1 protein-coding gene is annotated in these 13,217 nt (G+C 60.3%); it reads left to right on the top strand.

The window, feature by feature from the left end; all coding sequences use genetic code 11:
- Positions 1-440: 440 nt before the first annotated feature.
- Positions 441-13,094 (top strand): autotransporter outer membrane beta-barrel domain-containing protein, encoded by a 12,654-nt coding sequence (locus VOI18_RS00695; RefSeq protein ID WP_323760504.1) that lies wholly within the window; start codon positions 441-443, stop codon positions 13,092-13,094.
- The last annotated feature ends 123 nt before the right edge of the window (positions 13,095-13,217 follow it).

Here is a 13,217-nt window from a genome sequence, read left to right as displayed (position 1 = left end):
CCGCAATTCCCGCGGTGGTTCCGTGCCTTCGCGGAATTTTCCCTGCATGGAGACTTGGGTGTCTCGGCGATCCGGGCGCGATATTGCCCACCGGTCTCTGTTCGCGCTTTCGGGCCGATCGGGTAGGGCGAATTTCCTGTATTTCCCAAATCGCAGGGGGTTGGCTTTCCCAGTTGCCGGCAAGAACAGGGAAGCCTGTTGTCGATAAATCCAAGCGTTCTGGCCTGCTAATTGCATTTGAGCGCAAATGGGTTGGTCAGGGGATATTGCAGTGTCAGTTCGGGCGGTTGACGATTGTCGAGGATGTCCAATGCTTCGTTTACCGGTCGCCTTTGAAGGGGCGGCCGCGATTCCCTTACCGAGCGAAAAATGTTGTGCCGCCAACAGGTGCATGTTTGCATCCGATTATTGATGGGGGCAGTGCGCAGCGCTGATTAAACATGCTCAATAAGGGTTTGCCGGCTGACAGCCTGGATAATTCGCAGTGCCTTGCCGTGTCTGGCAAGCCGGTTTCACGGAAAAAACGCGGGCTATTTGTTACGAGTTCGGTTGCCGCGATCGCGTGGTCAGTTCTGCAACTCGGGGCCCCGGGCGGCGCGGATGCCCAGGCCGTCGGCGATCCGATCGTAAACCCCGTCACAAATGATACCGAAACCGTCACGGACGTTGTCGAAAACGGTGTGATAACGGATTCTGGCGTTTTCATACTTACAACAACGGCACCGGGACAATTTCTGCCTGACCCTGAGGGTGGCGATGACGTCGAAATACAGACGGCGCTGGTCAACTCAACGACTGGCCTTGTCGACAGAGTGCAGCTGGTTGACGGTCGGACATTCGATGTTGTGCAGGTCTTGGCGCCGACAATCACACCAACAGCTCCGGCATTTCGACCCAAGCCGACCCCCTTTGACATCAATTTCGTCGCGCAGATTTTTGAGGGTGACCGGGGCGGGAATGGTCGATCCGGTGGTGCGTTCGTTTCGGCCCGGGGCGGCAAAGCCGGAGAAGAAGGTCCCACACTGCCGGGCTTTAGCGGCGTTTTGTACGACCCACCTGGTGTTTTTCCGACGATCGACCTCGCCGGGCAAATCATATCAACGCGCAGCGATGGTCTCGCAGGGGTCGAACGGTCCAGTGTTGGTGGAAACGGTGGCCATGGCGGGGATGCGACCCTCAGTATCGTTGGAGGTGGAAAGCCCGGCGGGCGCGGTGGAGCTGGTGGTAATGTATGGCTGACCGTGCAGGGCGGTACGATCAATACAACCGGAAGCGAAGCGCACGGTATTGTTGCGCAAAGCCGGTCCGGTGTTGGTGGGCAGGGTGGTGATTCCACCCTCGCAATCAGCGGTGCTGGAGATGGTGGCGAGGGCAATGACGGCGGCAATGTGACCCTCGACGTCCTTTCTTCGACCACTTCCATCACAACACGCGGAGAAGGCAGCGCGGGCGTGCTGGCGCAAAGTCTCGGCGGAGGCGCCGGTTCAGGCGGCAGTGCTTACAACCTTTTCGCCTTTGCCGGGCGCGCAAAGGACGGGGGTGATGGTGGCAATGTCAATCTGACCTTCGCTGGGAGTGTACAGACATACGGGATCGGCGCGCCGGGTGTTTTTGCTCAAAGCCTGGGCGGGACAGGCGGTCAGGCTGGCGATGCCGGTGGTCTTGCAGCGTTTGGCGATGATGGAAGTGGCGGAGGCAATGGTGGCTCCGTTGCACTCGATCTGTTGTCGACCGCTCGTGTCTTTACGGCGGGCATCGGATCGACCGGAGTGCTGGCCCAATCTGTTGGCGGTGGCGGAGGGGCTACCGGAACAAGCGTTGGCCTTGGAGCCTTTGGAGCAAGTGGCGGCTCCGGCGGAGACGGCGGCTCTGTAGCGCTCACCCTCCAACGTGGTGCGCAGGTTGAGACCCGCGGTATGGCCTCAACAGCTGTCCTTGCCCAGTCGGTCGGAGGTGGCGGCGGCACTGGTCGCACGACTGTCGGAGTCGTGGCGCTTGGTGCGACCGGCGGCGGTGGCGGTAGTGCCGGTTACGTGACGCTCGACTCGCATGCGAACATTCAAACGCAAGGGATTTTTTCGCTTGGGATAGGGGCTCAATCTGTCGGCGGCGGTGGCGGAAATGCCGGGACAACTGTCGGGGTCTTGAGTTTGGGCGGCGACGGTGGCGACGCCAGTCATGGTGGGGATGTCCACATGCGGGTCGGGGGCGTGGTTGAAACGCAAGGGGCCCTTTCCGCCGGTGTGTTTGGTCAGTCTATCGGTGGTGGTGGCGGCAATGGCGGGGTGACTGTTGCCGGCGGACTTTATTTTGGCCTGGCGCTGGGCGGTCAGGGCGGTGCGGGGGGGAATGGTCATCTTGTTTCGCTAGACCTGTTGCCGCGTTCAGTTCTCGCTGGCGGTGTTGAGCGTGAGGCGACGAGTGTCATCTCGACCAGAGGATACTTCGCGCCCGGAATCCAGCTGCAATCCGTTGGTCGCGGCGGTGGCAATGGCGGCATGGCTGTTACCGGTACTGTCGGACTATTTGGCTCGGCGGCTGTCGCGATTGGCGGCGGCGGCGCATCGGCCGGCGATGCCTCTCTGGTCCGGCTTCGCGGGGATGTCGATATCCTGACAGAGGGCGCACGCTCGACCGGGATAATGTTGCAATCGATCGGTGGTGGAGGCGGTTCCGGTGGCGGCGCAATCGCAGTCAGCGCGGCCGGCGGTCCTGGCGGGGCAGCAAGTGTGAGCGTCGCTGTCGGCGGTAGTGGCGGTGGCGGCGGCGATAGTCTCGGTGAATACCTGGATGATGACGGCAATATTATAGCCTCCGGTGAACGCCGGACTGCGGTTTATCTGGATTCCGGAGGTCTGATCCGCACGCGTGGTGCCGGCTCAAATGGTATTTTCGCGCAGTCTCTGGGCGGAGGCGGGGGGTCCGGTGGCTTTGCGATAGCGGCACCTGTCGCCGGATCTGACGGTGTTGCTGTCGCAGTTGGGATCGGAGTTGGGGGTTCCGGTTCCGGTGGCGGTAATGCAAGCGGCGTTGATGTCACTTTCGATGGCTCTATCCGGACGGAAGGGTTCTCATCGACGGGCGCATTCATCCAGTCGGTGGGCGGCGGCGGTGGCAATGGCGATCTCGCCATTGTCGGATCCGTGGCCGGTGCTGGCAGTTTTAGCGGGGCAGTCGGAGTCGGCGTTGGTGGGGCAGCCGGGGCTGGCGGCGATGGTAACTTTGTTCGCGCGAATATTCTGGGCACCGTACAAACTGCCGGGGTCGGATCTCATGGTGTCGTTGTCCAGTCCGTAGGCGGTGGTGGTGGCGATGGCGGCTTCAGCATCGTCGGGTCCATCACGGCGTCCGGCGCCGGGTCTGCGGGCGTAGGCATTGGTGTTGGAGGCCAGGGCGGTGGCGGCGGTGATGGCGGGGCGGTCGAAACCGATCTCGCTGACATCGTAACAATTGGAGAAGGTGCGCACGGCGCAGTAATCCAGTCTGTGGGCGGCGGCGGCGGCAATGGCGGCTTCAATGTAACTGCGGGAATTGCGGCGGCCCAATCCGGTTCCGGCTCGATAAGTGTCGGCCTTGGCGGTTCCGGCGGCCGTGGCGGCGATGGCGGTGCAGTGACAAGCCTCTTTCGGGGTGACTTTACCGGCCTTGGCCTCCGGGGGGGGGATTATGAAGGCTTGGGCGATGTTACCGGCCTGCTGGCCCAATCCATTGGCGGCGGCGGTGGCAAGGGCGGGTTTAATGTCTCCGCCGGGATCTCTGCGTCCACTGGTGCAAGCGGTAACATCAATATTGGTTTCGGTGGTTCCGGTGGCGGCGGCGGCAATGCTGGTACTGTCGAGTTCACCCTGGATGCTGACGAAGATGACAGACTACTCCGTGTAGCTCTTACGGGCGAAACAGATCCTGACAGGGCTGGCACGGCCATTCTCGCCCAATCCGTCGGCGGTGGCGGCGGCAATGGGGGCTTCAATGTCTCTGCTGGCATCGCGGTAGGTGCCAATGGCGCAGGAAATATAGGCATCGGATTCGGTGGCGCAGGCGGTGACGGCGGGGATGCTGGGCAAGTGACCCTGAATGCCAACCGCGACTTTGTCGCTGGTGACGGGGCCACCGTCTTGACGGTTGGTGACCGCGTTGATGGCATTGTTGCTCAATCGGTCGGCGGCGGCGGTGGCAGTGGCGCGTTCAATGTGACAGCCGGAATAGCCGTTACATATCAGGTTGGTGTTTCAGGAAATTTGGGCATTGGCGTTGGTGGCTTTGGCGGCGAAGGCGGGCATGGGTCCGCTGTTATCGCCAACCTTGGGGGTGACGTTTTCACCATGGGCCACGAAGCCTCGGGCATAGTCCTGTCCAGCGCAGGCGGTGGCGGCGGATCTGGCGGGTTCAATGTTACTGGCGGTATTGCGGTTACGGCCGAGAAAGGCCTTGCCGGGAATATTGGTGTCGGTGTGGGCGGATTTGGCGGCGGCGGTGGACGTGCCGGCGATGTTCTCGGCCGAGTTAATTCCAGCATTTATACATACGGACATGAATCCGCGGGTCTTCTGACGCAATCTCTCGCCGGCGGCGGCGGCAATGGGGGTTTCAACGTTACGGGCGGAATATCGCTAAGCGGCGGTGCCAGCACCGGCGCTGGTGTGCTGGGCGTTGGCGTCGGCGGGTTTGGCGGCGATGGTGGCGATTCCGGTGCGGTCGACCTGATTTATGAAGGCGATATTGCCACCCGTGGTGATGCATCTTATGGCGCGCTTGTACAAAGCCAGGCAGGTGGCGGTGGTGCAGGCGGGTTCAATGTTACCGGCGGTATTGCAGTCGCCCGGGGACAGGCGGGGGCGCTCGGATTTGGTCTTGGCGGTTTCGGTGGCGGGGGCGGAAATGCCAGCTTGGTTGAGGCGCACCTGAATGGAGGCATCACAACCATCGGTGATGATGCGTTTGGTCTCGTTATTCAGTCTGTTGGGGGCGGCGGCGGCGCTGGTGGGTTCAATGTCACCGGTGGCGTGAATCTATCTACGGGCAGCAATACAGCGGGCATCAATGCCGGTATTGGCGGGTTTGGCGGAGCCGGAGGAAATGGCGGCGTAGTGACCGCCTCTTCAACCGGTGTTGTCTTTACCAATGGCGTCGATGCGGATGGTGTTCTGGCTCAAAGCGTCGGAGGAGCCGGTGGACGCGGCGCGTTCAACATTACCGGCGGATTTGGTTTCACAAACACGGGCCGAAATATTGGCGTTAGCCTCGGGCTTGGCGGCTTCGGCGGCGATGGAGGGGACGCTTCAGCGGTCTCCCTGACCCGGACCGGCGACACCATTACCAATGGCGCTATGTCTGACGGTGTCGTCGCCCAATCCATCGGTGGCGGAGGCGGCAGCGGGGCTTTCAATATCTCTGGCCAAGTAGCTTTCAACACCAATCTTGACGGCAGCACGTTAGGTGCAGCTATTGGGATTGGGGGGTTTGGCGGCGATGGCGGCTCGGCTGGGACTGTAACGCTAAACATTGACGGTGATGTCGCGGCGACTGGCTCGCTTCCGGTACGGTATATCGAATCGGCAAGCTTGGCAGACCTGGCTGACCTTTTTGGGGCGGAGTTAGGTCCTAGCGGAGAAGGCGACGACATTGAATGGTCGAGCCGAGTCAGGGTCCTGGAAGACGGCTCACATGGGGTTGTTGCCCAGTCAGTCGGCGGCGGAGGGGGGCTGGGTAGCTTCAACGTTTCGGGAAATATATCCGATGGCGAGAGTGCTCGTGGACTTGCGTTGGGCATTGGCGGTTTTGGTGGCGAAGGCGGTGACGCCGACCTTGTCCGGTTCAACACTGGTGCCGATCAAGTCTCTCTTGGAGCACTCGGAGATAGTCGCTCCGCGTTACTCGTTCAATCCGTTGGCGGCGGCGGTGGAGCAGGCGGGTTTAACGTTTCTGGCCAACTCTCTTATTCCGGGAACGCGACGCTCGGTATGGGCGGCTTCGGCGGCGACGGCGGGTCTGCGGGAGACGTTTTCGCGACGGCAAATGCAGATTTGTTTGCACGCGGTAACTTCGCTCGTGGTGTCTTGGCGCAGTCCGTTGGCGGCGGCGGTGGTTATGGCGGCTTTAGCGTCGCGGCGGGTATATCGGCCAGTACCAATTCAAGCGACCCGACACTAACCGTAAGTGTTGGTGGCAATGGTGGCGATGGCGGCAGGGCCGAGCGCGTAGTTCTCGAACATCTTGGCGCGATTTTCGTTGACGGGCTCGGCGCTGGTGGGGTGCTGGCTCAGTCAGTTGGAGGTGGCGGTGGTGACGGCAACTTCAGTGTCGGATCGAATTTAAGCCTTGGAACGACGTCCGGCTACGTGGCGTCCATCGGAGTCGGTGGTAGTGCAGGTGGGGGCTCTGATTCTGGTGATGTAGAAGTTCGCAACAACGGGCTCATTGCCGTAAATACCACTCTCGATGCCGACAGTGAAACCGGCGAGATAACTGCCACTGCGACAGAGTTTACTGACTTTAACTTTGGGTTGCGAGCGCAATCCATAGGTGGTGGCGGGGGTAGTGGTGCTTTCAACCTGACCGCCATGCTTGCGAACGAGGGTAATCCGTTCGCAGCCTCTGTTGGAGGAAGCGGCGGCGGCTCTGGAAATGCCGGTGACGTCTCCGTTACCCGAGGTTACACATCGGGGGGTGAGTTTTCGCCGGGATCTATTTGGCTCAACGGCGATTATTCCGTCGGGTTAGCAGCAGAATCGATCGGTGGCGGAGGCGGAACCGCTGGCGGTGCGTTCCTCGTGACTGGTCGCAAGGGGGCCAACTCCCGGACAGATTTTGCTCTCGCAGCTAATATACTGGTTGGAGGCAACGGCGGTGGAGCCGGTGCGGGTGGCGAGGTCCGCGTCGACCATGCCGGCCACATATTGGTATCTGGCCATCAGACTCGAGGCATAGTTGCCCTTTCAGTCGGTGGTGGTGGCGGAAATGCCAATTTTGCTCTCGGCGCCGGCAGGAATCCGAATGCAAGCTCAGTCAATATTACGGTTGGTGGCGCACCCGCGAGCGCCAGTTCCGGTGGATCCGTTTTGGTTCGTCATGCGGGGATAATATCCACCGATGGCGACGAATCCGAAGCTGTGATCGCACAGTCCGTTGGTGGTGGCGGTGGAAACATCGCGCTTTCAATGACCCAGGTATTTTCTCAATCGAATGCCCTTGAGGCGACCCTCGGAAGAGCTGGCGGGCAAGGTGGCGACGGTGGAGATGTTGCGGCTACCATTTTGGAAAGTTTTGAGTTTGACGGGACCACCGTTCGATCTGTCTTGGATACGAAAGGCGACAATTCAATAGCGTTGTTTGCGCAATCTGTTGGCGGCGGCGGTGGAACAAGCAGTTCTTCCGCGATTGATATTACCAGAACAGAAAGAAGTGGGGACCCAAAGGATGAAGTGGTTCATCAAGTCGGGTTCTCGTTCGGTCATGATGGCGCTGACGGTGGCCATGGCGGTAATGTGTTTGTCAATTCAGCCGCTCAAATTGGCACGACCGGTTTGGAATCCCATGGAATTTTCGCTCAGTCCATTGGCGGCGGCGGTGGTCGCGGAGGCGGGGCAATTCGCCCAAGTATTAACGCGACTACCACAGTCGACCTTGCATTTGGCGGAAATGGTGGCACCGGTGCTTTTGGTGGTGCAATCAGTGTAGAGAATACCGGCCTCATTGAGACCCGGGGGAATAATTCTCGAGGTATAATTGCGGAATCGGTCGGTGGCGGTGGCGGTACTGGCGGGTATGTTATTTCTCCAATCGTCAACATCGACAATCCGATTCTTCCGGCTGCCCGAAACAGCAATACATTTAACTTTAATTACGGTGGCGATGGTGGCGATGGCGGCATTGGGGGGCGTATTTCAATCCTCAACTCCGGCAACGTAATTACCAATGGTGAGTCCGCTGACGGGGTAGTCGCGAGGTCCATAGGTGGGGGCGGCGGATCAGGCGGAATAACGGGTACGCTTCGACTTAGTACGAGCGGGTCAACCAATATCTATGGCCTGAATATCGGGGGGTCTGGCGGCAACGGCGGGCATGGTGGGTCAATTGATGTGCGCAATACCGGCGCCGTCGTTGCCCGAGCGGATTTCTCAAGAGGGATTCTGGCGCACAGCGTCGGTGGCGGTGGTGGTTCTGCCGGGTTGGTGGCTAACCTCGATTTGAGCAATGCACGTCGGTCGAGTGAGTACCGCAATTCAGTCACCATAAATATCGGCGGGGCAGGAGGCGTTGGCGATTCTGGCGGGAGCGTTTTTGTCGAGAATGGGCAGTTTTCTCAGCAAGACCTTCGAGGGTTGATTCAAACAGCTGGTGATGAGGGACACGGCATCTATGCGCGCTCTGTTGGCGGCGGCGGCGGCGACGGCGGCAGCGTATTCACTATCCAGGGCACCAACGCCGAAGTTGGGTCTTCGGCACTTCCAATTGATATGGAGTTGGGCGTTGCGATTGGTGGCCTGGGTGGAACTGGAGGCCGCGGTGGAGATGTCACTGTTAACAACAAGGGCTTGATTTTCACGGAAGGAGCGCGAGCGTACGGAATCCTCGCTGAGTCGATTGGCGGAGGAGGTGGCAATGGGGGCTTTGCTTTCGCCGGCAACATCTCGCTGAACGCTCGGAGCAATGCTCCAGCTGTTGCGCTAGGTGGCATTGGAGGCGATGGAGGCGATGCGGGCCTTATAACCATAGACAACTCTGGATCGATCCACACAACCGGCCGGGAGGCACATGGAATTGTCGCACGAGCGATCGGAGGCGGCGGTGGTCATTCGCGCTTGGGGGTGGCGGCGACTGGAGAACCTGTATCCTTGGTTCTTTCCAATACGCTCAGCGCAGTATTGGGCGGTAGCCTTCTATCGTCCGGCGGCGATGCCCCCGAAGTTAATCTAAGAAATACGGGTAGCATCACTACAGAAGGTGTGCTCGCGAGGACAACGCATATACAATCGATTGCCGGCGGCGGTGGCTCCATCTCTTTCGATTTTTCAGAGGTGGATTGGCTAGCTGGTACTCCGATCGACAATCCAAGCCCCGCCGCGGATTCGGCGCCTCACTTCTCTGGCTACCTTGGCGGCGATACAACAGTTAATCAGAACGCCGGCAATATACGGTCAAGCTCTACCGGAACCTTTGTGTCACGCGGAGATGTGGGTTCTGCAAGCGAAGCGAGTTCCATTGGTGGAGGCGGTGGCCTATTCAACCTTTTTGTCGATGTAGTGCAAGATTCATCGGGTCCTGGAGGAGGGGTTGGAGACCTTTCCCCTGAGGACCTTGCGATCGGAATCAGTTTCGGTGGCAAGAATGGAGTAAACAACTCCGGCGGTGATCTGCAGATAGATCAACAAGCTCTTTTGTACGTCGAAGGGGATTTGTCCATTGCCGCAATTGACCAATCCATTGGCGGCGGCGGTGGTGGCGCGAACATTATTGTCGATGTCCCATCGGGCCTTGTCTTCGACCGATTCTCGGTGGGGATGGGGGGCGAAGGCGGTCAAAACGAAACCGGTGGCGATGTTTTCCGAACGCAAGCAAGCGACCTGATAGCGCTCGGAACCGCGGCGCGTGGAGCTTTAATGCAAAGCATTGGCGGTGGCGGCGGTTATACCCGAGCTTCATTCAGCGGACTTGGCGCTGAAGGCGTGTCAGCCGAATTTTCGCTAGGCGCACTCAGCGGGTCCACATTGGACGGTGGCTTGGTAACCGCGGTTTTCAATGAAAACGTGATCGTTTCAGGAGTTGGTTCCTACGCAATTCTTCTACAATCGGTCGGAGCTGGTGGCGGCCAGGTAACCCACCTGGGCGGAGATGAACTGCAATTGTTCTATGGCGCCGAGGGCTCAGCATCTGGCGATGGCGGTGATATCGATTTGGACGTTGAGGGTGCCTTGTTTGTAGAGGGGCGCGCTGCGACTGCTGTGCTTGCACAGTCTATCGGCGGGGGTGGTGGTTCTGTCGCCACAGACTCAAATGGCTCTTCAGTAAGTATCGATGCCAGGTCTGACGGTATCGGCGATGGGGGTTCGATATCGATAAACATTGGTGGGACGGTTCAGACTCTGAGTGAATCCTCGATCGGTCTCGTTGCTATGAGTGCCGGTGGCGGTGGGCTAACGCTTACGACCGGAGCGACTGACGATGACGACGTTGAGCCCAGCCTGTTCTCCGCATCGGCTGGTGGATCGGGCAGCGGCGGCGATGTCGATATACGTCTTGCTGGTGACCTGGTCACATTTGGCGACAGGTCCCATGGCATGCTTGCGCAAAGTCTTGGTGAGACTGGCGGGGCAATTACGTCAGTGTTCGGAGGCGATGTCTCCATCTCTGGTGACAACGCTTATGGCGTAATACTTCAGTCTATTGGCGGCGGCGGTGGATTTGCGTCGAGCCAATTCGCAGCTGAGATCCTCGAGGTTAGCGATGCTACCGGTGGCGACGGAGGGCGGATTGCTTTCACAATCGACGGGAATGTGGCTGCAACTGGCGACAACGCATTCGGTATCATCGCCCAGTCACTCGGCGGTGGTGGCGGCTGGGCTGATGGTGCCTACGTATCCGGCGGCGACGGAGCGGGTGGTGACATCACGATCAATGTCGACGGCGCGGTTTTTGCGCCCGGTGAAAATTCTTCGGCGGTCTTCGCCCAAAGCCGCGGTGTAAACGGCGCGGGCAATATTCTGATGGAGATTACCGGTCTGGTCCGTGGCGGCTCTGGCTCCGGTGTCGGCGTGGCATTTGAAGGCGGCTCCACCAACCAGCTGACCAGCTTTGGCTCGGTGTCCTCGGTCTCCGGTCTGGCGATCACCGGCACGGACGGCAATGACGCGGTCAGCAATTTTGGTCTTGTTGTCGGCAGCCTTGACCTCGGTTCCGGAGACAACTCGTTCGACAATGTTGCCGGCTCAACATTTGTCGCGATGGACACCATCGACTTGCGTGACCCACCGTCTGCCTCGCTTGCGAGCGCAGCCGCGGTGCGGGCTGTGCCGACCCAGACCGGATTTGAATTCGTGTCGCCAATCGTGTCTGAAGTTACGGATGAGAGCGGGCGAGTCGGCCCGGCTTCACGGCACGAAACCATTGAACAGCAAGCCGCGCCTGTAGCCTCGCTCGCGGCATCTTCTGGCGGCAGCCATTATGATGGAAAGCGGCCGGTTCAGAACGAGCTGGCTCCGGCGGAGCAATTGCCGGTCAGCGCTGCCGTCGAGAATATGGGGGGACAAGCCGCGCCTGTAGCCGCGCTCTCTGCCTCTTCTGGCGGTAGTCATTATGATGGCAAGCGGCCGGTTCAGAACGAGCTGGCTCTGGCGGAGCAATTGCCGGTCAGCGCTGCCGTCGAGAGTATGGGGGGAGCGGTCAAGCTACCGGTTCAGGACGCAATTTTACCCTCTGCTGTCGACCCCATACCACCCGGTTCCGGGCCAAGCGGCAAACCAGGCCGTGTGTTCGTGATGGATACGCTGGATGAGGCGGATGAAATGGCCGCGGGCAGCCCGGACCAGACCCGGTTTGTGGCTGCGGAAGGCCCCGTCAATGCGGCGACTTTCCGCAACTCCGGGACCTTCCTGATGGGCCTGTCGGCCTCGGCCTATCCGATCGATCTACTCAACGGGGACACGTTCGGCAATCTCGACAACCAAGGCGATCCGACGACCAACCTCTATTACGGAGCCCGGGTCATCAACACGGTCGAGCTGGATGGTCATTTCGAGCAGACGGCCGATGGCCATCTGGTGTTCGACGTGGCCTATGGTCCCTATGCCTCTGACCGGGTCAATGTCACTGGTTCGGCGGCGGTGGCCGGCACCGGTGACATCACGCTGACCTGGCTTGAGAATGATGATCCGGTGACGCTGTTCGCCACCGGTGAGGGCGGGATCGACAATGGCCTGACCATCCGCGACACGATGGCGGTTGATTACTCGATCGCGGCCGATGCGGCGGGTGTTCACCTGCTGATCGAGACCGACTTTGGTCTGCCCAGCCTGAACCGCAATGGCCGGGCGTTGGGGGGGCATATGGACTCCGCTGTCCAGGCTGGCGGTTCAGCCGGGATGGGTCGCCTTCTGGCCCTTCTGGGCAATATGCAGAGCGATCAGCTGGACGTGTATGAGGCGATTTTCGCGGAGCTCAATCCCGAGCCCCACCTTGCGGTTATGCATGGTCAGCTGACTGCGGCAAACAATTTTGCCGATGACTTGTTCAATTGCGGCTCTCCGGTCTCAAGCGGCGATGACCAATGTGTGTGGTCGCGCCTGGAGATGACGGCAAACCGTCGCGACGCGACAGTCGAGAACCTGCATACCGAGGCGCAGTCGATGCGCTTTACTGGCGGGTTCGAGCGGCATGTGGGCGATGACTGGTCGGTTGCGGCCGGTGTCAGCTACGAGACCACGGATCCGGTTCGCATTGACGGTCACCGGGCCCGCACCGAGAGCCAGGGCTTCTCGGTGGGTCTGGGTGTCGAGCGCAATCCGGCGACGGGTCCCTATTACGGGGCTGCGGTGTCGGGTGGCTGGTCCTGGCATGAGACCGAGCGTGCGGTGACGGTGTTCACCAGCGGTGTCGGCACCTCGATGCCGGAGACTGGTTATGCGCGGCTTGGCGGTCATGTGGGTGATAGCTTCCGTCATGGCAGCTTCTTCGCCCGCCCGCAGGTCTCGGCCTCGCTGACGGCGCTCTATCATGATGGCCTGATCGAAGAGGGTTTGGACGGTCTGGGCATTGAGGTGCGGGCCGACAAGGAGCTGATCGGTGCGATTAATCCGCAGCTGACGGTTGGCCATATCTTCCGGGAGACGGAAGACATGGTGGGTGTTGTCTCGCTGACCGGTGGTCTGCGCGTGAGCACGCAGGACCGTCTCGAGCTGCCGATGCGCTTCCTCGGTTCCAACCCGCTGGCGGATCCGGCGATGATCGGCACCTCGCTCGATCAGCTGGTCTACCAGATCGGTGCGGATATCGAGATTGCGGGTAATGAGCGGGTTGGCCTGTCGATCGGGTATGACGCCGAGTTCGGCGCCGCGACCCACCACCACCGCGCCGGCATCGACTTCCGCGTCCGTTTCTAGGGCTGGACCCAAACCCGAATACAAGGCGGCCGCCCGGAGACGATCCGGGCGGCCGTTCTGCTAAAGGGCGATGTCGCTCGATGCCGATAGAGCTGTGCCGCTGCGCAGCTTCGAGATCTGTCC

It is taken from the genome of Maricaulis sp. (assembly GCF_034670125.1).
Lineage (GTDB): Bacteria > Pseudomonadota > Alphaproteobacteria > Caulobacterales > Maricaulaceae > Maricaulis.
This window is presented reverse-complemented; position numbering and strand designations above follow the sequence as displayed.